Source organism: Nitrospira sp. Ecomares 2.1 (assembly GCF_965152585.1).
In genome coordinates this window covers 2,175,617-2,197,474 of record NZ_OZ224219.1, presented here as the reverse complement: position 1 = coordinate 2,197,474, position 21,858 = coordinate 2,175,617, and the positions used below count along the sequence as shown (strand labels likewise).

The window sequence follows — 21,858 nt, the reverse complement described above, 5'->3', positions numbered from 1 at the left end:
GGGTTGCTATTATAAAGCGTTGAAGCGAAACTTTAAATATTTCCCAATGAATCTTGAGAAAAAAGATTAAATTTAACCCAAAGCTATATAATGCAACGGTTATGCCTTCAGACAGACATGCAAATGTGAATAAGTGTGAGCCGGCGAAGATTCGTGTCTCACCCAAAATTTCCACCAAATGAAAGGGTTTTATCAGAATTCTGGCAAACACGAACTCTACCGGAAGAAAAGACTCACGGGATCCGTGAGGGAATGTTGCAGGCATTCAACTTCACTGCACTGATGTAAAAAGCCTCAACATCATACTTTGAAATCCCTTAGAAGCCGAGATACTTTACGACACAAAAACAATTGGTGGGTTGCAGGTTGTCCAATACAAAACAAGATTGGATCAGACTTCGAAGTTGACAGAAAAGTTATTTTCTCCTACCCAAAACTCAATCCGGTTTGGCCACTGGATTTTTTTCGGCGTCTGTAGAGCCATGCAATTGAGCCCTGGTGTCTAGTTCGTGGGCTTTTCGCCCGCCCCTCGCCGTCCGGCATTCGCCTAAATTCCCATGTATCATCACGCTGGCCATTTGAACACAGCGTTCTACCAGGGCAGTTGCGCCCTCCCTGAGTGATTGGGACTTCTGCACATATCGCATATTATTTTGCATGTCTTCCGCACTCCATCCTCGGGAATGGGCAATATAGGGAAACTGCGGGAACTGCACACCGATTTCGGCGAAAAACCCCAGCAGTTGTCCCGCCACAGCCTGAATATTATCCTGCCCACCCGTAATGATAAACCCGCCCACTTTATTATGAAGCAGATGTGTATCTGAAATCGTTTCTTGATTCTGTATGCAGTTCATCCGCTCAACCATCTTGAAATAAAGGCTGCTGGCCGCCCCCCACCGAATGGGAGTGGCCAGCACCATGACATCAGCCCAATGCACCAGCCCCTCGTAGACCTGGTCCATCTCATCTTGTGGATCCATCTGCGTAATCGAACAGGGCCAGGTACAGGCCCGTGATGATTTGGAATAAAAACCCTCGCAAGGGCGAAAGGACAGATCCCGAAGACGCAACAAGCGCGTTTCACAATCAAGATTGTCCGAGGCATGCTTCAGACCGACTTCAAGCAAATCTTCTGAGGTACTGTAGCGAGGATGATCAGGCGTCATAACGGTCGTGGAAAGTCCGAGAACACGAATCGGACCTTCCTCCCTGTGAGGAGTTCTAGCCAGAGGATGGGGTTTATGTGCTTTTCGAGCTCGCTTCGAAATCGCCGTGGACCGAATCAAAACCCGCCCCTCCGTTACTTTCACCTCATAGGCCGGCACCGCGTCTTCTTCATACCCCGGTTCCCCTTTCCCCGTTCGATAATGAAACTTCCAATAATGCCAGGGGCAGACCACGTACTCCCCGTCCAAGGTTCCTTCACCCAACGGCCCACCTACATGGTTGCACGTGCCATTGATCGCTCCAAACTGTCCATTGCGGTAAGTTAGTGCCACTGGGGTTCGTCCGATCAGCACTTGCTGCACCGGCTGATGCTTTAAATCTTCCACACCACCCACATCGATCCAGGTTGAATTCGGCATATTGACTCCTGGTAAAAATGAATCGTCAATCTTTTTTAACGAAAAAAAACAATTGTCACAAACTGGAAAAATAGTGCAACCTTATTGCGGAGGCAAATCTCTGCCTTTCGAATCTTCGACGATTAATATACCGCCCATAATCGGATGGATTTGGCAGTGGTATGAATAGCGGCCTGGGGGTAGCCCAGAAAGTGTATATGTTTTCCCCGGTGCGACCTTTCCGGAATCAAACAGACACGGCTTCTCTGTCCCACAATCGTCATGTTGAACGGTATGAGGAGACGCGGTGGCATTAATCCACTCTATGGGAACACCGGCCCAGACCACAGCTTCATGTGGATAATAATAGGGAGGAAAATGTTCCATCCGGATCGGTTCATTCACAAATTCGGTTCCTGATGTGACAGTGCCTAGCAAGACGATATAGATAAAAATGACACACTGGAGTGTTTTCAGAGGATATCTCCTTTCCGATTGTATGGTTTTAGGGATTGTACTGTGCCTACTAGTCTCAACCAAGGTCTTAAATAAAGCAAACAGTGGCAAGAAAGTTTCACGACCTCTCCTTTCTCAAATCCTGAGCTATTATCCAATTGTCACCTTCATCATTATAACTGACGCAGCTCCGGGATTTGGATGCCTCAACATAGAAAGACAGGGAATGTCCCAAGGGAGCATATGGGGATGGGAAAAATGATGCTGAATCAGTCCCTCGTCATACAATGCTAATCCCTTAAGATCAAGCTCCGGTTCGTCAAACTCATCATGACATAAACCAAAATCGGCAGATCTCTCATTCCCTCTGCCATGCCATCATCCATCATTAGAAGAATGCTACTTTTCTCCAAAACCTCTGCTCACCAGTCCTCAAAGTACACGATTCATCTCACTGAAATTTTTCTGAACGAAATTTGGGTATTTCTTTCAATGAGTTGATTCCACTCTTTAGACAAATGACAAACAGAGAAACTGAAAAACTATCGCAATGCGACATTCTTGGCCGATGAAGTCAGGCTTAGCAAGATCATAGGACTTCCAGAAAGGAATTTTCTCTGCCCCTGTGAGAAAAACCGCTGCAGTCGTACCAGTGGAAGTTCTGCGGGTTCGTCCGATGTGCAATCTCAATATTACTCATGCTCGTGAACTCGCTTCGCGATAATTCAAAATTTCACGCCCTGTCACCGCTCTGTTTTTAATAGCAGGTCTTCCCATACGGCATCTTTAGCGCTTGTCTTAGTCAACTCCAAAATTTTCTTCCTTCCCTGTTTTCTATTGAGCGAGATCCAGGTGAATGGGGAGGGAATATTTCACTTCGGTTGTCTCCCCCCTCACTGGAAACAGTTTTTAAAACCTTAAAAAAACACCAAACAAAGAAGGAAAAGCTTACTTTCCCGGGTACACTCCCCACCTCTGAAAGAGAATGCCGCATCTATTACCTTTACATATCCTGGCTTATTCCCTCAAAAGGGTATCAGGCACAATCAGGAACCTTTGCTTGTAACCAAACCTCCGGGCAGTAAACTCTGATCCCGTGAGGCACGGATCGGATCGTTCCATTTATAAGCCCACTTGATTCCTAAGCCAAACGGAATAGAATAGTATCACCTTCGACCGGAAAGAAAAGTCAGGACTGAACCGAGTGCTTCGCTTTCCTTTCAAAATCTTCCACAGACAATTGCGAAGGATACTCGTTGCCTTTTTATCCGTTGGGACCTTCGTGATTGTGGATGGAAGTCCGGCTCAAGCTCAAACACCACCCATTACTTCATCCGGACTCAATACTCAGGTCAGTGCGCCGAGGCATCTTCCCGGCGGAGCGGTTCAACATGATATTACCGGTGGAACGAGACCGGGTGGCGGAAGTAATCTCTTCCATAGCTTTGGGGATTTTGGTGTTCCCACGGACAATATTGCCAACTTCCTGAACGATTCGGGACTTCCGACTTCAAACATCCTTAGTCGCGTCACCGGCGGCAATCCATCCCATATTTTTGGAACCATTCAAACCAAAGGTTTCGGCAATGCAAATCTCTTTTTAATGAATCCCGCGGGAATAGTCTTCGGCCCCAATGCTGCCTTGAATGTGGGCGGGGCTACCCATTTTACGACCGCTGATTATGTGCGGCTTGAAGATGGGGCCCAGTTCACCGCCCTGCCCGGTGCTCAGGATTCTCTTCTCAGCATTGCTCCGATTGCGGCCTTTGGATTTCTCGGTCCGAATCCAGCCGGCATATCGGTCGAAGGTAGCACGTTGTCGATATCCGAAGGCCAACCGCTTTCGCTCATAGGCGGAGACATCACGATTGGCCGAAGCAATCTCACTGCACCCGGAGGGCAGATTGCCCTGGCTAGTGTCGGCTCGCCGGGAGAAATCCTGGCGAACACTTTTGACCAGACATCCAATATTCATGGGCATACCATGGGGTCGGGTGGCACTATCAGGATCTCAGACCAGTCTGTCATAGATGCCGGCGGAGAGCATGGTGGCAAGATGTTGATTCGGGGTGGTCGATTGGTCCTCGACCATGAATCCCAAATCCGTGCCAATACGCTGGGAGCGCAAGACGGTGGCCATGTCGATATTGCCGTAAGCGAGAATGTCCTGATAGCGGGTACAGGTGCGCAAACGGACACCCCGAGCGGAATATTTGCCAAAACAGAAGGCGGCGGAAAGGGGGGAACGATTACGATCAGTGCAAGCTCTGTGAAGTTGACTGATGGCGGAAACCTGTCAGTGAGCACCCGAGGGGAAGGGGATGCGGGAACCATTATGGTCAATGCCCCTGATGGCAAGGTCATCCTATCAGGGAGTGATAATCGCTTGACTGATTTTTCGCCTGAGGAAGAGGCCGTGAGCGGCTTGTTTGCCAACACAGTGGGAACAGGTCGGGCGGGTACCATCACGGTGCAGACCGGGGATCTCACTATAAGTGAAGGGGCTCGCATTTCGGCCGGCACCTTTGGGCGAGGCAACGGCGATGCAGGAAAACTCTTTATTGCGGCTACAGGAGACGTTCTTCTTTCAGGCACACAAGTCAATGGCATCACCTCATCTGGTCTCTTTGCGGGTGCAAGTGAATTGACTCTTCCCGGGAATGGACTTCTGGGTTCCGGCGGAACGATTAACATGACCGGTCAAACTGTCCGGATCCTGGATGGGGCGAAAATACATGTCGCCTCAATAGGACAGGAGCAACCGGACATGAACAGGCTCGATAATGCTCCATCGGCCGGGACCGTGAACATTAAGGCGGCCATGCTGGACCTTACTGGAGCGGAATTGGACGGAAAGGTCCTCGACATTATTCCAAGTGAGATAACAGCCAGCGCGACTGGCCCGGCCTCGGCGGGGCACATTCTGTTGGAAGCAGACAAGATCACGATTAAAGATGGAGGGGGCGTCACGGCGGATACGGAATCCATAACCAGAATAGAAAAAACTGGGGGTATCCAGCTAAAGGCAAAGGAAAATCTTGTCATCTCGGGAACCGCGGTTCGAACGGAGTTTCCACCGAATCTTCTTCCACAAAACACACTTAACCCCCGAACCGTCGTTCAGAGTGCAGTTCGTGCTCAGACAAAGGGCGTGAATCGCGGAGGCGAAATTCACATCAGTGCAGAAAATCTATTTGTTGACGGCGGAGGCCTCATCTCCAATGCGGCTCTTAATGGAGCGGGAGCTGGTGGAAACATACACCTTGACGTCGTAGATACGATTCGATTGTCAGGTGCGTACGAAAAAGTGGACAAGAACAGGACAATTTTTAGAAGTGAGATTTCTAGTGGGACAGAGGGGCCCGGTCATGGTGGTGACATTTCTATCACGGCCAAAAATGTTGAGATGCTGGATGGGGCATGGATTTCATCAAGAACCAGAGGCCGGGGAAGTGGTCATGCCGGCCGGGTGAGTATCACGGCAGAAGAAAACGTTTCTCTCTCCGGATTCATGAGCGTATATGATCCAGAAATCAATAACACCAGCAAAACCCAGGAAATATCAAGTCGAATTATTGCACGCGCAGAGGAACACGACAATCGGCTAGCGGATTTACCTCTTGGTAATGCTGGCGATATCTCGATTTCAGCGAAAAATGTCGTGATGAAAGATGGGGCGGAAATCATAGCCCCGTCATCCTCCGGGAGAGTGATACCCATAACGGATGCCATAGAGGAAATCGTTGCCAACATGCCAGAAGAACAGCGTCCACGTGCAGGGAATATCACTGTTAAAGCTGATACAATAATCCTATCCGGCGCGCGAACGGTTGGAGGATCAGGAAAATTCGGTTGGGCTCCAACCACCATCCGCGCTGGGGTTATCGGACCGGCAGGAACCGGGAATGTTTCACTGACTGCCAATACTATTGTCATTCGTGATGGGGCCGATATCAGCGCTGAAACTCAATCTAGCACTCAGGGAGTTCAGCGGGGCAACGTGACGATTACCGCTCATGACAGCTTAACTCTCTCAGGATATCTTTTGCGTACGGAATTTCCAGAAAACCCTATAGGATCAGATCCCTTTCCTGAAGCCAATGGGCGGACGATCAGGCCGACCAGCATTGTTGCCCGAACGAGTGGGACAAATCAGGCTGGGGATATCATTCTCTCGGCAAAAAATCTCATAATTACTGAGGGAGCTCAAATTGCAAATGGGACCCTCAATCATCAGCTGGACAATGCAGGGGGGGGTGGGAAAATCCTTCTCACAGCCGACCATTTGACTATATCTGGCATGGCCCCATTCCCTGATGCCATCGGAAGACCCCTGCCAAGTATTATTTCAAGCAGAACCGATGGGCCTGGTCAAGCCGGTCAAATTGACATTACTTCGAAAACGATAGAAATCAAGAGCGGGGGGCAAATTTCCGCCAGCAGTATTCCCCGCGAGGATGCGATTGGCGCGGGAGCAGGAGGCAATATTCAGGTAGTGGCGACCGAAAGATTCCTGGCAAAAGGAGTGGGAATTCTTGAGGGAACCAGAGGTGTTCGAAGTGGAATCTTTAGTAGCACGGAAGGAACTGGATTAGGAGGGAATTTGCGGATTACGGCCCCCGTGATCAAAATGAAAAATGGAGCCGCTATTAGTGCATCCACGACCGGCACGGGAAATGCCGGAGATATTTTCATTACTGCCAGTGACTCAATCCTGCTTGACAAGGCTTCTGTGACAACAGAGGCGGGGTCGGCGGTGGGTGGAAATATTAAACTCACGGCCGATAATCGCATTGATGTGATCAACAGTCAGGTGACTAGCCGAGTTAGGGAAGGATCAGGGTCCGCCGGAAGTATCAATTTCGACCCAGACTTTATCGTACTCAAAAATAGTCAAATATTGAGTACCGCCGTTGCAGGATCTGGAGGTGATATCACCCTCACCGCCAATTCGGCGATCGTGATGGACCCATTTACATTCTTAGACGCGCGTTCGCAGTTCGGGGGCAACGGCAGGGTCAACATTGAATCCCCAGTTCAATTCCTGAGTAGTACCATTGTGCCCTTGCCGCAAAATCTGGTTCCGGTGACGACTCTGTATGGCACCAAATGTGTGGCGGAGCAAGGTCGGTTTAGTTCGTTTGTAGATTCCAAGGCCGACTCCATTGCGCCGACTCCTGGAGCCTTGTTAGCCAGTCCCCTTCTTCCGTTTTCCTCTCATTCTGTTGCGTCGAATCCGATCGATATTCATGTAGATTCAAACAATCAAACACAGGCTGATCCCACTCACGCGACGACATATTCCCCGCCGGTTCTCTTTAACCAGGCCACTGGTCAGCGTGCAACCTGCCGTCCGTAACCACTATGAAACACCTATCCCTTTTAATTCCTGAATTTCTAAAATAGATATTCTTTTCCCTGGTTCGATTACTCTTTGCCATTTCTTCCTCCTGTTCATAAAAGGAAGTCGGGCTATGAATACGTATTTCCCTGGTTATAGAGATACGATGTGCCGCGTTTTCTAGTTTGGAGGTAGTGCCTTGAAAAACGTGTTTGCGCAGGTGCTTCAGAGGTGGAACAAGTGGTTGAAACTTACATGGCCGATACTTTTAATGAACCGGGACAGCCCCTTAAAGGAAAAGAACATGCAAGAGGACGGCACAGAGGGAGATAGCAGATATGGCGATCGCCGCAAGACTGATTTGCAAGGCGCGTTGCTGATTAGATGTGGCCACTGAGGCGGCGTGTTCGATTGCCGCAACCGTACTTTGCAATTGTTCGGCGAGTTCTTTGACATGTGTGGCGTTTTGGGAGGCGGCTGTTTGTAACTCGCTGATCTGTTGCTGCAACAAATGTGTCTGATCGGTTGTAGGGGCGGAGTCTTTCTTGGTAAACGCTGGTGCGGTAGCCGAAATGATTGTCCCGATATGTGGAAGAACGGCTTTAAGTGCCGGAATAAGCCATGTTGCCATAAGATTACCTCACAACAATTAACATCTATTAGTCCGATGAAGTACCGAAAGCAATATGCTAAAAATGTAGCGGTTTGTCAAAGAAATGGCCATAAAGGTCAAAAGATGTTCTAAGCAGATTTCCCTGTGCCGCGTGGAGTTACGGTTCGACACCAATCCACTGTGGGAGATCTCCCCACCTTATCCAAACAGGGCGCGCTCGGCGCGCTGGAGATCATCAGGCGAGCCGAATAACACTACGACATCCCCTGCCTCCAGTCTGGTTTCACCTGACGGCATGAGCTGCCGTTGTCCTTGCCGCACCAAAGCAGCGATCGCAACGCCTTTAAGATTCAGTTCATGTAATGAGTGTCCCACAACGGAACTGTCCGGAGGTAGCACCACCGGTCGAAGACGGTCGACGTTGTGTTCTTCCCGCGTGTCAGCCAGCAGGCTATCGCCCAGAAAGAACTCACGTAATAAATGATAACGCCCTTTGCGCTGTTCCCGCATTCGGCGTGCCACGCGGGAAATGGGCACGTCCAGTAACACGAGAGCATGTGCGGCGATCATGAGACCGGCTTCCAGCGTCTCCGGCACCACCTCTGTTGCGCCAGCCGCACGCAATTCCTCGACGTGGGTTTCATCGCGGGTGCGTACCATGATCGGAAGATCCGGACGTAGAGTCCGAAGGTGATGCAGAGTTTTATGGGCCGAGGCTACATCTGCATGCCCGATCACAACCAGCCGGGCCGTGCCGACACCAATCCCTTCGAGAATGGTACGTTCGGACGCATCTCCGTAAAAAACTCCCTCGCCTGCGATATTCGCCTCCTTTACCCTGGACGGATCCAGATCCAATGCCACAAAAGGAATCTGTTCCTCTTCCAGAAGATGAGCCACACTCTGGCCAATGCGTCCGTACCCGCAAATGATGACATGATCGCGAAGATGTCCGACTGTTTCTATGCTGACTTGGGGCACCGCATCCTTTCCCTCTCGGGCAGGACGAGGGGCACACCAGCGAGCCAGCACCTGGTTGTACCGGATAAGAAATGGAGCAACAATCATAGAAAATAATACAGAGGTCAGCACAATCTGCCCGATTTTTGGTTGGATTACACCCACGTCCAGCGCGATAGAGAGCAAAGCGAATCCGAACTCACCTCCCACAGCCAGCAGCCAACCGGTACGCCAGGCCGTCGTCGCGTCCATTCCGGCAATGCGTACCATCAGTGCCACGAGTAAGGTCTTGATGAGCAACAAGACCGTGGCTCCCGCCAAGGCCAAATGCCAAATTTCAGGGATTGTCGACGGGTCGACCAACATACCGATCCCGATGAAGAATAGACCAAGCAATACGTCGCGGAAAGGACGAATTGTCGATTCCACCTGATGTCGGAATTCGGTCTCACCCAGCATCATGCCTGCCAGGAACGCACCGAACGCCATAGACAGGCCAAGGCTACTCGTGGTCCATGCCGAGACCAATGACACAAACAGCACTGTCAGGGTAAACACTTCCGTAGAGCGGAGCTCCGCGACCAGATAAAACAACGGGCGCATGACCCATCGTCCGGCCAGAAAGACCAATCCGAATGCCAGGGCCGCTTTCGCAAATGCCATTCCGAGCGAGCTGGCCAGAACCGCGACCTCCGTATTCGCCATAGCGAGCACAGGGATGACGACCACGAAAGGAACTGCCGTAACATCCTGGAAGACGGACATGGCAATTCCCAACCGTCCATGCCGGCTATGCTCCTCTCCCTGATCAGTGAGTTGCTTACTGATAATGGTTGTGGAGGACTGAGCGAAGACCGCTCCCACCACGAAGGCCGCCGCAATGGGCATCCCCACGAGCCAAGCCAGGAGGCCCACCGCGATCGTCGTAAGCAGGACCTGTCCCGTGCCAAGACCCAGTAGCTGATGACGCAAGGCATGGATCTGCGGCATCGAGAAGTTCAGGCCGATGGTAAACAATAAAAAGACGATGCCGAATTCTGCCAGTGCGCGAATGGGCTGGGCTTCAATCACCGGCCCGGGGGTGTACGAACCGAGCAGAAGGCCAACGAGCAGATAACCAAGAGGCGAAGGAATATGCAGCCGGTGGAATGCAACCACAACGACCACGGCTGTTCCGAGTAATAAAAGAGACTGCAGGAAAAACTGCTCAATCATTGGGATCCTTCTAGAACCATCGATTCCATACCGGACTAAAATTGTTCTTGCGTCACAGACAGTCGGACACCAAATGCTTACGCTTGCTCCAAAGATACATCGAAACCTATCAGGGGAAACGTATCACGACGGATGGTGTCGAGTCCTAAGAAGTACAAAACTCATTCTGAAAGGATAAAACCGGCCATGCGGGCTACAATCAAAGATGTAGCCCATGAGAAACCATGCCAACAATAGTTACTATTAAATATGATGGATTGGCAAGAGCCACTTGTGGAAACATTTCATTCCAACAAAAAATGAATGTAACCTTCACGAGAGATTCAATAGCGAAAATAAACGACCCCCGGTACTGCTTCTGATGTTCAGTGGCTAGTGACTCCCCCTGCACCTACTTTTTTACAAACAGATATATCGCCAGGCCGATGAGAATAACAGCAAAGATTTTTTTGAACATGTCAGTGGGGACACCTTCAATAAGGCGAGCACCGATTTGTGCCCCGATGATTCCTCCCAGGCCGAGCAGGAGGCCATATTTGTAATCCACGTTAGCCAGCCTACCGTGGGCAATCAAGGCCGAGACTGCAATCACCAGGATCCCGACGAATGAGGTACCAACGGCTTTTTGTGCCGTGAAGCCTAGAAAAAGGAGAAGAGGAACCATCAAGAATCCGCCGCCAAGGCCGGTGAAGGAAGCACCCATACCCACAAATACCCCGCTCGCAATAATGGCTAACGATGTCACATCCATAAAAACTTTCCTTTTCGATATTGTGTGAAACCACAGAATTAAATGTAACAAGGAACCATGCAGTTGGATTAGAGCCTATTCAACCGGAACAGGTAATTTTAAAATTCTTTTTTCTCCTTTCCTCACCCCGGGACTAATACACCTAATAGAGCGGAAAAGGTCGAAGATGGAATGAGTTTGAAGTGATTCAACTGTTCCTGCCATATCTCTGGAAAGAGACCACCCCATTCCCGTAAGATTGCAAACCACAACAAGCCATCAATTGAGGGTTTCCTGATTTCAATAATACCCCACCCGACTGTTTGGCGAAATCTTAAAATGAATTCACTCTCATAATAGAAATGAGGTTTCCATGAGTTCTGCTGAATATGACTCTTCCCAACCAATTTCAATGGCTCAATTAGCCGATCCCCATCTTCTTTACCAAAAGAGCGTGCAAAGCCCTGAACTTGACATGCCGTTCCTCACCGAATATTTCGAGAGCTATACCAACACTCCCCTTCGCCACTTTCGGGAGGATTTCTGTGGAACCGCCTTTTTATCCTCCCATTTCGTGACCAGGCATCCCGACAATCATGCCCTGGGTATTGACCTGGATTGGCCTACACTGAATTGGGGTATCAAACACAACGTTTCTCATCTGACTCCCGAGCAACAGCAGCGGCTCACATTGGTGAATGACAATGTCTTGAACGTCCAACACCCCCTCTCGCAACTGACCGTCGCCATGAATTTTAGTTATATGGTTTTTCGTGACCGCCCGACCCTTTTAGAATATTTCAGGAATGCCAGGCGATCGATTCAGCCCGGCGGGTTGTTTATGCTGGATATCTGGGGGGGCAGCGAAACACAGGTGGAACAAGAGGAACATCGAGACATCGACAATCCGGTTGATGACGGCATTGGCGATTTCATCTTTGTGTGGGATCAGGATGTCTTTGAACCCTCCACGTATTTCTGTACAACCCGGATTCATTTTCTCTTTCGGGATGGCAGTGAGCTTCGCAATGCCTTTGTCTATGATTGGCGCTTGTGGACGATTCCCGAAGTCACAGAACTCATGAAAGAGGCCGGTTTTAAAGACGTGCACTTTCTCTGGGAAGGCCTCAATGCAGAGGCAAATGAAGGGACAGGCACCTATCATCGCGTGCAGAAAGGTGATTCCGATCCATCATGGATCGCCTATCTGGTTGGCCAGAATCCAGAATAAGGGATGGTGTCAGCCAAACTATGGCTCTTTCCCTTTTTGAATGTGAGTCTATTGTCGGAGAATTGAACCGGGCTCTTGTCGGTGGGTTCATCCAGAAAATCCACCAACCCCGGCTCCTTACCCTCACCCTCGATGTCCGAACACGAGGACAGACGAGTACCTTACTCGTGTGCGTGGAACCCCGGTTTGCCCGCCTGCATCTTACCTCTCAGAAGTTTGAGAATCCGCCGACTCCCCCACCCTTTTGTTCTTTTCTGCGTTCCCACGTGGAGGGTGGGCGCATTGTGAAGATCAGCCAGGAGCCCGGGGACCGGATTGTGTTTATCACCATTGTGAAAGCCGAGGAGGTGTGTGTTTTGGTGATTGCGTTGATCGGCAATCAGGCGAATGTGCATTTGTTGAATGAGAAAAAATTGACGTTGCGGTCATTACGGGAATCGCGTGTGAAGGTCGGAGAGCGCTATTCGCCCCCAACATTGAAGCCGGTGAAACCGCCGGAGGCTCTCCCTCCCCCCTCCATGGCTGGACGGGTCCCTCAGAACGGGATCGTTATTCAGCAGGAAGGCGAAATGAGTGAACCGCTTTCTGAATCCTTTACTGAAGGAAAAGGAGCGTTTAGGGAAATATTTCCGGTGTCGGCTGAACTGGAAGCCCGATATGGCCAACAAGAACAGGAGGAAGGCCAGGATGCCATTCTTGAACAGCAACTGTTTCAGGCTCGAAAGGCGCTGAAGCATGCGAAAAGAAAAATTCAGGCCTTACAAGAAGATTTCAAAAAGACGGAGCGGTTTCGGGAATATGCCCGGTATGGAGAACTATTGAAAAGTCATCTCCATGAAATCAAAAATGGACAGGAGAGCATCGCCATGGTTGATTATTATGATCCCGCCTTGCCCACTCTGACTCTCCCTCTTGACCCGGCTAAAGATGCCGTGTGGAATATGGAAGATTACTTTCGAAAATATCATAAATACATCGGGGCTCAGGAACATCTCCAACCCCGTTTGGACCAGACCCACCAGGAGGTAGTTCGATTGGAGGCAAAATTGGCTCAGCTAGGACAAGGGATCATAGATCCCGATTTCCCACCGAAACCCAGGAAAACACCAGGTCACTCGGTTCCTTCTGGCACTCGAACATCCAAAGGCAAACCGGCTCCAGCCCAAGCCTACCGGACATATACCTCTGTCGACGGGCTCCCGATTTTAGTCGGAAAAACAGCCAAGGATAATGATCATCTGACATTGAAGGTCGCCAATGCGGATGACCTGTGGCTCCATGCACGAGGGACACCAGGCTCTCATGTGGTTGTCCGGTTGGAGAAAGGCGCCACGGTGCCACCGGAGACCTTAAAGGATGCGGCGACGCTGACCCTCTGGTTTAGTAATTTGCGAAAGAGCGGGAAAGGCGAAGTGATTTATACTCTGCGGAAGTTTGTCAGGAAAGGCAAAGGCTTTAAACCAGGTTCCGTCACGGTGGAGAGAGAAAAGTCGCTCTGGATTGAATTAAAAGAAGATCGATTGAAGAGGTTGAAGGGCGAAACAAGCCCTGGCTAACCATGTCATCCAGATCCATTCGAATTCGCTCAGGAAAAGGTCCGACGAGACTCTAAAAAAGTCGATCATCGTCAACCGTGGCACAGACCCTTCGCCCGTGACCGATAACCAGGAAATTATTGACTTTTCCAATCCGCCGTTTTCTCTATCAAGAACAAACTACTTCTCTGAGAACGGAGCCATTACTATAAAACTGTTTCCCCCTTCCTCAGTCTTGGACCGGCGCCACGACAGCCTATGAATGAGATGCTGGGCTAACCGAAGGATTAAACCCAGAAACACACAAGATGAAAACGAAAAGAAAGTGCCTGCAACTCCTTCAAGAAATCATCTTCAATTCTCACACTGCACAAAGCACTCACTAATAGGGGGCATGCCCTCACCCCCTTTTCCGTATTGCCTGACTTTTCTGACTTAACCACTAAAAAAAAAGACCTAAAATTCCCGATTATTACCACAGAAAAAAAGAAAAACGAAAACAGTTCACCTCTGAACTGCGCGATCTTCACATGAAGCGCTAAGTTCGTGCGTATAGGAAATTCGAATCCAACCGATAGGATGAGCTATCGGAGGGGGAAATGCGAAATATTTGTACGCTTGGCCTTGTGGGTTTCTTCGTACTCCTTGGTGGATGTGCCTCTCACCATACGGTTAATGATGAGCAGATTGATCTCTATCTCAGCACAATGGATGATAAGCATTTCATCTGGTGCGAATTAGATCTGGAGCAATGTCGACATGACTTTGAGCAATGGAAGGATACCGCAGGAAGTCGCAGGATAATTCAGGAATTCGAAAAAGAGGATACTGGTCAAACGAACAATATTCAGCACTTGCCGCATGTCTTTCGTACGCGGTTTGTGGATGAAGGCCAGTTAGGAGAGGAGTTGCTAGGAGGAGAGGGCAAGGGACAAACTTTCGGTCAGGATACCGAAGGATTGGTCAGGTCCGATTCGAGTATCGATGAAAATGACCATGCCACACAAGAAGGAATGAGCATGATTCCAAAAATTCAGGATCCCCACTTCGTGCCCCAAATACCTTGATAACCCATTAGGGAATAAATCACCAAGACAGTGAGTTTTTCCGGTTCGTTCTCAGACTTCCCGCTTTCGCTCTGATACAGCAGATTTAACCTCACCATTCAGTTCAGATCCATCCCCCGTTGTTAGTCGATCATCATTCGTCTCCACCTTGAAAAGAGCAAACAGTCGTGTAACCAACAGTATCTTCAGGACTGCGCCCCTACCTCGATGGTTTGCACCTGATCCGGTAGGCAATCGGCAATCATGCTCGGGTGGACTTCAGAAAATTTTCACCTTCAGCGGATCGGCGCGCAGATATCCCGAACGTGGCCGCGCAACCAGCGATGCGCGAGATCGGAATCCAGGCGCGGGTGCCAGAGCAGGGAAACTGTGACCTCCGGTAGAGAGACCGGAAGGGGAAAACTATACATCCCGGCCCGCAAGTTTCCTGTGTGTCGTTCAGGAACCGTGGCGATCAGGTCGGAGGCTCGGGCGAGAGCCAGCGCCGTCGAAAAACCACCGACGATCGTGACAATTTTTCGCTCCAGCCCGAATGGCTCCAAGGCTTCATCAACCGATCCCTTGTCGAGACCCCGCCGTGAGACGACGATGTGCTTCCCGGCAGCATAACGGGAGGGCGTGATCTTCCCCTTGCTCAGCGCATGCCCCATTCGCACGACCCCAATAAACCGGTCTCGGAACAAAGCCTGCGCGCGCACCTCCGGAGCAGTCGTATCGGCCACAACGCCGGTTTCCAGATCGACGGTCCCGTCGCGAAGGGGCGCGCTGTCTTTGTTGGGCTTCTGCACGAAGCGCAACCGCACACCAGGAGCTTCTTCGCCGATGCGGGCAATGAGGACCGGTCCGAAGTTCTCCACAAAACCTTCGCCGGTCCGGAGCGTGAACGTCCGGACGAGCTGTTTAAGGTTGAGTTTCTCGGCAGGCCGTAGAACGGCTTCTCCGTCCTGCACGAGTTGCCTCACCCGCTCGCGGAGTTCGAGCGCGCGGGGTGTGGGAACGAGGCTGCGTCCGGCCCTCACCAACAGCGGATCGCCAACCGTCTCACGCAATCGCGCCAGCGCCCGGCTCATCGCCGACGGGCTCAGCCGCAACCGTTGGGCCGCGCGCGCCACACTCCCTTCCGCGAGCACCGCATCAAGCGTGACAAGCAGGTTGAAATCAGGGGTCGACATGCATTGATTTTAGCACAGTTTATTCCTGATGTAGCGTCACACGCACGAATAAAGTGCAAGTGGTGCGTCTTCCGCCATATCAAACTTGAGGGTATATTTTGGGTAGCAACATATCGGGAGTTGCCAAAAAGTGGGAGCCTATGTTGAAGCCAACCATTGCAACACAAGATGTGATCGTAACTGGAAGTGCAGAACAGACACCGTCAGTTCGGTGGGCGCTCATCGCCCTTTCCCTATCCATGTTGCTATCTTCACTCGACACGAGCATCGCCAATGTGGCGTTGCCGACGTTGACACGGGCCTTCACCGCCTCCTTCCAGGAAGTCCAATGGGTGATTCTCGCGTCTCTCCTTGCCGCCACGACTCTGATCGTCAGCGTCGGACGGCTCGGTGACATCATTGGCCGACGACGGCTGCTATTAGCCGGAATTTTCCTGTACACGGTGGCCTCGGTTCTCTGCGCAACCGCGCCCACGTTCTGGTTGCTGATTGCCGGGAGGGCGGCGCAGGGCCTGGGAGGGGCCATCATGATGGCTCTCTCAATGGGGTTTGTCGGTGAGACAGTTCCAAAGGCAAAGACCGGTAGTGCCATGGGCCTGCTCGGAACCATGTCCGCAATTGGGACCGCTCTCGGCCCATCGCTCGGCGGGGTTTTGATTGCCGGGTTCGGTTGGCGGGCGATCTTCCTCATCAACCTACCCCTGGGTATCCTGACTTTTCTTCTCGCACATCATTACTTGCCCGTTGATCGTCTGGAGCCGAAGACGGATCGGGCCGGACTCGACCATGTGGGTACGCTGCTGCTTGCACTGACGCTCGCGGCTTATGCACTCGCCGTGACAATTGGGCGCGGCAGTTTCGGTGCCCTCAACATCGCTCTCCTGTTGGCTGCGGCCTTTGGGGTCAGCCTCTTCGTACTCGCTGAGAGGAGAGCCGCATCGCCCTTAATCCAATTGGCGTGGTTTCGCGATCCAGTGCTGAGTGCCGGCCTTGCCATGAGCGCACTCGTCACGAACGTGGTGACGGCGACGCTCGTGGTCGGACCATTCTATCTCTCTCGTGCGCTCGGGCTCGATGCGGCCATGGTTGGACTCGTTTTGTCAGTCGGTCCGCTTGTCGCCGCACTGACTGGGGTGCCCGCCGGTCGCATGGCGGACCGTTTTGGCGCGCAACGCGTGACCATCGTCGGGCTCATCGGAATGGCGGCTGGTTCCTTCATTTTATCCATGATGTCGACGACATACGGTATCCCTGGCTACATTGTCCCCATCGTGCTCATCACCGGCGGATATGGGTTGTTCCAGACCGCCAACAACACTGCCGTCATGACAGATATCAGCCCTGACCAGCGTGGCGTGACTTCCGGAATGCTTAATCTAGCGCGCAATCTCGGACGCATCACGGGTGCATCGGTAATGGGCGCTGTGTTCGCTTATGCATCGGCAACGATCGACATCACAACTCCACATCCCGAGGCCGTTGCCACGGGTATGCAGATTACATTCGGAGTCGCGGTGATGGTGATTGTCGTTGCGCTGGCCCTCGCGATTGGAACTAATCGCCGCACATTGCACAATCGGGAATTTGCTCCGGAGGCAGAGTTCCAGGCCGACGGGAAAGTTTTAGAATGACCGCTCTGCACATTAATTCAAGTTGCGCATTCCATTGAAATTCATCATGGGCGAATGGCACATCCCCATGATGATAATAGGAACCAGGGAAGCATTAATGGATTGCAACCCATTTGTTCTTTGCTTCCTGTCCGTTGGACAGGGGGAAAATGAAGGAAGATGTTTGGTCCGTTTTGAAAAATTTATTCCCCTACCCGGACAAGCATACCGCGCTCTTTGCAGATACTGAAGGTGTGATAAAACCATGCCACGATGATCACAAGAAACCCAAAATTGAGGCCGGTCGCCCACAGTAAATGCATCACAGGTAAATCCCCAGTGGTGAGGACTCCACGCATCCCTTCAAAGATATGCGCGGGAGGGACCATCCAGGCAATCGACTGGAGCACAGGCGGAAGAACCTCAATGGGGTAAAACACGCAAGATATGGGTTGAAAAAGAAAGACCATGCCCCAGGCCAGCACTTCGGCCTGCTGCCCGAAGCGCATAATGATGGAAGTGGTAAGCACCCCAATGATCCAGCCGGATATCACCAGGTTGAGAACGAAGGGAAGTAGCGAGAACCCCATCTGGAGGATATCGTAGGAATAAAACACCCAGGCAAAGAGCATCATCAACCCGCCTACGGCCGTCACCTTGAGCACACTCATGGTCATGGTCGCGACGAGATATTCTCCGACCGTTAACGGACTGGCAAACAGGTTCATCAGATTTCGAGCCCACATTTCCTCTAGAAATGAGACGGCAATGCCTTGCTGCGCGCGAAACAATACATCCCAGAGGATCAATGCTCCAAGAAAAAAGGAGACGGCGCCATGCAGCGACATCCCGACCTTTTCCAGATAAATCGTAATGAATCCCCACACCACGAGATCTAAAAACGGCCAATAAAAAATCTCCAGCAAACGGGCAAAGCTTCGCTTGTAGAGATACATATGACGCGATAATAAAGCGAGGATACGACCGAGACTCATGGGCCGTTCTGTTCCCTGGCCAACTTTAAAAAGACCTCTTCCAGATCTCGTTGGCCGTAGCGTTGAATGATTTCCGGGGCGGTGCCTTCTGCCACAATCTTCCCTCGTTGCAGGAAGATGATCCGATCGGACATTTCCTCCATCTCCCGCATGTTGTGCGAGGTATAGAGAATACTCAATCCTTCAGAGCGTTGGTATTCTTTTAAAAACGATTTAATTTTATTGACAATATCAGGATCCAAACTGGCTGTAGGCTCGTCCAGAAACAGAACCTTTGGTTCGGTCATGATGGCTTTGGCCAAGGTGAGCCGCGACATTTGGCCTGAAGACAGTTTTCTTGTGAGGCGATGCCGGATATCCTCCATCTCCAACTTTTTGACAATGTCATCAATACGCTGCTGAATATGCTTGAGTTCATAGAGCCGCGCGATGACCTTCAGGTTTTCCTCTACCGTTAAGGAAAACGGCATCGAAATATAGGTGGAGGAAAAATTCACCTGTTGAAGAATAGTTTCTCGATGTGTGGCCAAATCCAGGCCAAACATGTGAATGCTCCCGACGGTTGGTGTGATCAAACCCAACAACATATGAATCGTGGTGGTTTTGCCAGCACCATTCGGCCCCAGCAGACCGAGTATTTCACCTTTTTTGATGTCGAAAGAAATATTATCGACGGCCGTAAAGCCTTGAAACCGTTTGGTGAGGTTTCGAACTTCAACCACAGAAGAAGCGTTGGAACCCGAGGCAGGCATTAAAACAAAAACCCACCGATTTTATCGGGTAAATGGCAGGTTTCACAGCGATTACTCAGCACTTCGCCTTCGTAACGTTGTTCCCCATCATGACAACGAAGGCAATCGGCCATGTTGGCTTTCCAGAGCACCGAGTCTTTTGGATGATCTGGTTCATGGGGTTGGTCATCGAGTTTGACGTGCCCGCGCGGGATCACAATGGGATACGCTTTAATCGGCGATCCATGGACGACACGCCCGTGACAGGTCGTACACCCCTCCCCTTTCCCACGCTTCTCAAAGGCCTCCATGTGTTCCCGGTGATTCATAATCAATCCCACATCTTTCACTGGTGCGGGAAGATCACGAACGGAGACTTCTGTCACCCGCAAGATGGCTCGATGACAATTGATGCACACGGAGGAAGTCACGTGGGATTTCAGATTGTGCGGGTCGGTCGGGGTTCCGAAGAATGTAATCGCGACGTCTTCTATTCCGGCAAAGATTTTATCCTCAATGAACCCGGAGATGCCTGGACGCACGTGGCAATCAACACAGGTGACATCTTTATGACTGGACCGAATCCAGGAGTCGTAGGAGGGCTTGATGGTATGACAACTCGCACAGAAAGTAGGCTGATTCGTCAGCGGGATTGCCGCAGCGCCTCCTAAGGCCAGCACCAGAAGTGTGGCCGCAATGAGGGTCAGGCCTTTTCCCATGGAGGTTACGAATCCCTTTGCAGGGGGAACTGTTTCATGATCAGCTGCGCCAGGCCCTGGACGTCGTCCCGATCAAACCAGGGTGCCGCACATTCAATGTGTTTCATCGAGGCTACCGCCAACAAGCCATCCAATGACACATCCACTTCTTGTAACTGCTCACGCACGACGACGACCTTGGGAAAGCCGTGGCTTTTCCAGCCTTCGGCAATAATTAAATCGATTTCTCTATTAATGAAACGGTCCCGAACTTGATCGACAGGAAGTTCTTCCGGGACATCAGCAAACATGGCCAAGCTACCTTTGGATAAGACGATAACCGCGCTGGCCCCTGCACGTTTGTGACGCCAACTGTCTTTGCCTTCGGTATCCAGGTCAAATCCGTGCCCGGCATGCTTGATGGTGGCTACTCGATAGCCCGCATGCGTCAGTTCGGGAATCAATCGTTCGATGAGAGTCGTTTTGCCACTGTTGGAGCGGCCAACAAAACCCAAAATGGGAGGTGTCATGATGAACCCTATACTTCCTTCCAGGAGAGCGAATAATTTCCAATAGGCGGCATGAATGATAGATAATAATGCGTATATTGCTTAAAAGTTCCGCGATAATAATTGGACATTTACTGAATCGCCTGGCTTAAGAGATTCGACCTCTTCCGGTACGTCAATGAATCCATTGGCTTTGACCATTGAGGTGAGTATTCCTGAACCCTGCCCACCGGTCGTCCTGACCGTAAGAACGCCATTTTCGTGTTGAAGAATGCCACGGAGAAAATGTCGCCGATCCGTATGCTTGGAAAACGATTCTTGAAAAAGTGCCCTGACAACGGGCCGTTCCCACTTTCGATGCCCGCCCATTTTCAACATGGCCGGGCGCACGAGTTGATCAAACGTGACCATGGAAGACACGGGGTTTCCGGGCAAGCCAAACGCAAGCTTCCCCTGGATTTTCCCAAAGGCCACCGGTTGCCCCGGGCGAATGGCCAATTTCCAAAAATTCATGTCTGCTCCGAGTTCCGCAAACACAGGCTTGGTAAAATCATAATCTCCCATGGAGACCCCGCCGGATAACACCAAAATATCACAGGTGAGACCCTGGCGAATTTTGTCTTTTAAGGAATCAGGGTCGTCCTTGGCAATTCCCAAAAGAACAGGTATCCCACCGGATTCCTGGACAGCCGCAGCAATTCCGTAACTATTGGAATTAACGATTTTATGCTCATCAAATGATTCATCCAGATCTGCCAGCTCATCCCCGGTAGAAAGGATAGCCACTCGAGGACGCTGGGACACGAGGACAAACGATTTAGCCAGGATGGCCAACATGCCGATTTCCCCTGAACGCAGTTGGGTCCCTTTCGGAATAATACATTCTCCCTCAATGACATCTTCCCCTTTTGGCCTGATGTTGGAGCCCTGCCCGGCTTCCGCCTTCATGATTCGAACCTTCGTGCCGGAAGGCTCAGTGTATTCCACTCGCACAACGGTATCTGCTCCGGCCGGCATAGGGGCCCCGGTCATAATCCGAATCGCTTCCCCTGGACCGACGGTTTTGGTAGCCACTGCCCCTGCCGCGACATCTTCTACAATGTTCAATTCCGGGATGCGTGTGATGGCATAGTCCTGCTTAATGTCAGCCCACCGGACCGCAAAGCCGTCCATAGCCGAATTGTCCCATGGCGGATTGGATCGCGGGGCGAGAATGTCTTCTCCCAAAACCCGACCCAGGGAATCAAGGAGTCCGATTTTTTCACAGCCCAGGGGATGCGCCGCATCCAGGACAGTCTGTTGGGCTAAACCTAGCGAAGTAAGCTGATCCATGTATCTTGCCTAATCATGTGGAAGGTGAATGTGATTCTCTACAAGCGCCTGCACCCTAATCAGAGTCTCGCCACAGTAACGCAAAAAATTATTTG

At 51.1% G+C, this 21,858-nt stretch carries 16 protein-coding genes; 5 read left to right on the top strand and 11 right to left on the bottom strand.

Translation table 11 applies throughout. The features are described from left to right. Positions 1–437 precede the first annotated feature (437 nt). Both ACWHYD_RS09515 and ACWHYD_RS09510 read right to left on the bottom strand, forming a co-directional pair. On the bottom strand, positions 438–1,589 hold the full coding sequence (locus ACWHYD_RS09515) for a Rieske 2Fe-2S domain-containing protein (RefSeq protein ID WP_447965657.1): 1,152 nt from the start codon (positions 1,587–1,589) through the stop codon (positions 438–440). Between the two features lie 81 nt (positions 1,590–1,670). Further along, positions 1,671–1,973: a cupredoxin domain-containing protein gene (locus ACWHYD_RS09510; RefSeq protein ID WP_447965656.1), complete on the bottom strand. Its 303-nt coding sequence runs from the start codon at positions 1,971–1,973 to the stop codon at positions 1,671–1,673. A 1,255-nt stretch (positions 1,974–3,228) separates the two neighbouring features. Here ACWHYD_RS09510 and ACWHYD_RS09505 point away from each other — a divergent pair. Continuing rightward, complete coding sequence (locus ACWHYD_RS09505; RefSeq protein ID WP_447965655.1) at positions 3,229–7,383, top strand: two-partner secretion domain-containing protein; 4,155 nt, start codon at positions 3,229–3,231, stop codon at positions 7,381–7,383. A gap of 271 nt (positions 7,384–7,654) precedes the next feature. Here ACWHYD_RS09505 and ACWHYD_RS09500 read toward each other — a convergent pair whose 3' ends face one another. The 3 genes from ACWHYD_RS09500 to ACWHYD_RS09490 all read right to left on the bottom strand — a co-directional run bounded on the left by ACWHYD_RS09500 (position 7,655) and on the right by ACWHYD_RS09490 (position 10,904). Next, positions 7,655–7,996: a hypothetical protein gene (locus ACWHYD_RS09500; RefSeq protein ID WP_447965654.1), complete on the bottom strand. Its 342-nt coding sequence runs from the start codon at positions 7,994–7,996 to the stop codon at positions 7,655–7,657. Positions 7,997–8,176: 180 nt separating this feature from the next. Further along, positions 8,177–10,153 (bottom strand): cation:proton antiporter domain-containing protein, encoded by a 1,977-nt coding sequence (locus tag ACWHYD_RS09495; RefSeq protein WP_447965653.1) that lies wholly within the window; start codon positions 10,151–10,153, stop codon positions 8,177–8,179. A gap of 391 nt (positions 10,154–10,544) precedes the next feature. After that, positions 10,545–10,904, bottom strand: a complete 360-nt coding sequence (locus tag ACWHYD_RS09490; RefSeq protein WP_447965652.1) for a sulfite exporter TauE/SafE family protein — start codon at positions 10,902–10,904, stop codon at positions 10,545–10,547. Positions 10,905–11,256: 352 nt separating this feature from the next. Between ACWHYD_RS09490 and ACWHYD_RS09485 the strand changes: the two genes are divergently transcribed. From ACWHYD_RS09485 to ACWHYD_RS09475, 3 genes are all read left to right on the top strand, one after another. After that, the gene (locus tag ACWHYD_RS09485) at positions 11,257–12,114 is read left to right on the top strand and encodes a class I SAM-dependent methyltransferase (protein WP_447965651.1); all 858 of its coding nucleotides are present in this window, start codon (positions 11,257–11,259) and stop codon (positions 12,112–12,114) included. Positions 12,115–12,134: 20 nt separating this feature from the next. Continuing rightward, entirely contained in the window at positions 12,135–13,670 is a 1,536-nt protein-coding gene (locus ACWHYD_RS09480) for an Rqc2 family fibronectin-binding protein (protein WP_447965650.1), read from the top strand. A 578-nt stretch (positions 13,671–14,248) separates the two neighbouring features. After that, a complete protein-coding gene (locus ACWHYD_RS09475) occupies positions 14,249–14,716 on the top strand; it encodes a hypothetical protein (protein WP_447965649.1) in 468 nt (155 codons plus the stop codon). A 275-nt stretch (positions 14,717–14,991) separates the two neighbouring features. Here the strand turns inward: ACWHYD_RS09475 and ACWHYD_RS09470 are convergent, their stop codons facing one another. Then, complete coding sequence (locus ACWHYD_RS09470) at positions 14,992–15,888, bottom strand: LysR family transcriptional regulator (protein ID WP_447965648.1); 897 nt, start codon at positions 15,886–15,888, stop codon at positions 14,992–14,994. A gap of 140 nt (positions 15,889–16,028) precedes the next feature. On the opposite strand from ACWHYD_RS09470, the gene ACWHYD_RS09465 reads away from it, so the two are divergent. Continuing rightward, positions 16,029–17,519: an MFS transporter gene (locus ACWHYD_RS09465; RefSeq protein ID WP_447965851.1), complete on the top strand. Its 1,491-nt coding sequence runs from the start codon at positions 16,029–16,031 to the stop codon at positions 17,517–17,519. 182 nt (positions 17,520–17,701) lie between these two features. On the opposite strand, the gene ACWHYD_RS09460 is transcribed toward ACWHYD_RS09465, so the two are convergent. From ACWHYD_RS09460 to ACWHYD_RS09440, 5 genes are all read right to left on the bottom strand, one after another. After that, a complete protein-coding gene (locus ACWHYD_RS09460; protein ID WP_447965647.1) occupies positions 17,702–18,493 on the bottom strand; it encodes an ABC transporter permease in 792 nt (263 codons plus the stop codon). Beyond that, complete coding sequence (locus tag ACWHYD_RS09455; protein WP_447965646.1) at positions 18,490–19,245, bottom strand: ABC transporter ATP-binding protein; 756 nt, start codon at positions 19,243–19,245, stop codon at positions 18,490–18,492. Before ACWHYD_RS09455 ends, ACWHYD_RS09460 begins: the two co-directional genes overlap by 4 nt. After that, positions 19,245–19,943, bottom strand: a complete 699-nt coding sequence (locus ACWHYD_RS09450; protein ID WP_447965645.1) for a cytochrome c3 family protein — start codon at positions 19,941–19,943, stop codon at positions 19,245–19,247. The genes ACWHYD_RS09455 and ACWHYD_RS09450 overlap by 1 nt, the downstream gene beginning before the upstream one ends. 5 nt (positions 19,944–19,948) lie before the next feature. Then, positions 19,949–20,452, bottom strand: a complete 504-nt coding sequence (gene mobB / locus ACWHYD_RS09445; RefSeq protein WP_447965644.1) for a molybdopterin-guanine dinucleotide biosynthesis protein B — start codon at positions 20,450–20,452, stop codon at positions 19,949–19,951. 81 nt (positions 20,453–20,533) lie between these two features. Then, complete coding sequence (locus ACWHYD_RS09440; RefSeq protein WP_447965643.1) at positions 20,534–21,763, bottom strand: molybdopterin molybdotransferase MoeA; 1,230 nt, start codon at positions 21,761–21,763, stop codon at positions 20,534–20,536. Positions 21,764–21,858 lie beyond the last annotated feature (95 nt).

What these genes read in the sequence shown, in the direction of transcription:
- ACWHYD_RS09515 (WP_447965657.1), bottom strand. Translation starts at nt 1,589, where the DNA reads ATGCCGAATTCAACCTGGATCGATGTGGGTGGTGTGGAAGATTTAAAG.
- ACWHYD_RS09500 (WP_447965654.1), bottom strand. Translation starts at nt 7,996, where the DNA reads ATGGCAACATGGCTTATTCCGGCACTTAAAGCCGTTCTTCCACATATC.
- ACWHYD_RS09495 (WP_447965653.1), bottom strand. Translation starts at nt 10,153, where the DNA reads ATGATTGAGCAGTTTTTCCTGCAGTCTCTTTTATTACTCGGAACAGCC.
- ACWHYD_RS09490 (WP_447965652.1), bottom strand. Translation starts at nt 10,904, where the DNA reads ATGGATGTGACATCGTTAGCCATTATTGCGAGCGGGGTATTTGTGGGT.
- ACWHYD_RS09485 (WP_447965651.1), top strand. Translation starts at nt 11,257, where the DNA reads ATGAGTTCTGCTGAATATGACTCTTCCCAACCAATTTCAATGGCTCAA.
- ACWHYD_RS09480 (WP_447965650.1), top strand. Translation starts at nt 12,135, where the DNA reads ATGGCTCTTTCCCTTTTTGAATGTGAGTCTATTGTCGGAGAATTGAAC.
- ACWHYD_RS09475 (WP_447965649.1), top strand. Translation starts at nt 14,249, where the DNA reads ATGCGAAATATTTGTACGCTTGGCCTTGTGGGTTTCTTCGTACTCCTT.
- ACWHYD_RS09470 (WP_447965648.1), bottom strand. Translation starts at nt 15,888, where the DNA reads ATGTCGACCCCTGATTTCAACCTGCTTGTCACGCTTGATGCGGTGCTC.
- ACWHYD_RS09465 (WP_447965851.1), top strand. Translation starts at nt 16,029, where the DNA reads ATGTTGAAGCCAACCATTGCAACACAAGATGTGATCGTAACTGGAAGT.
- ACWHYD_RS09460 (WP_447965647.1), bottom strand. Translation starts at nt 18,493, where the DNA reads ATGAGTCTCGGTCGTATCCTCGCTTTATTATCGCGTCATATGTATCTC.
- ACWHYD_RS09455 (WP_447965646.1), bottom strand. Translation starts at nt 19,245, where the DNA reads ATGCCTGCCTCGGGTTCCAACGCTTCTTCTGTGGTTGAAGTTCGAAAC.
- ACWHYD_RS09450 (WP_447965645.1), bottom strand. Translation starts at nt 19,943, where the DNA reads ATGGGAAAAGGCCTGACCCTCATTGCGGCCACACTTCTGGTGCTGGCC.
- mobB (WP_447965644.1), bottom strand. Translation starts at nt 20,452, where the DNA reads ATGACACCTCCCATTTTGGGTTTTGTTGGCCGCTCCAACAGTGGCAAA.
- ACWHYD_RS09440 (WP_447965643.1), bottom strand. Translation starts at nt 21,763, where the DNA reads ATGGATCAGCTTACTTCGCTAGGTTTAGCCCAACAGACTGTCCTGGAT.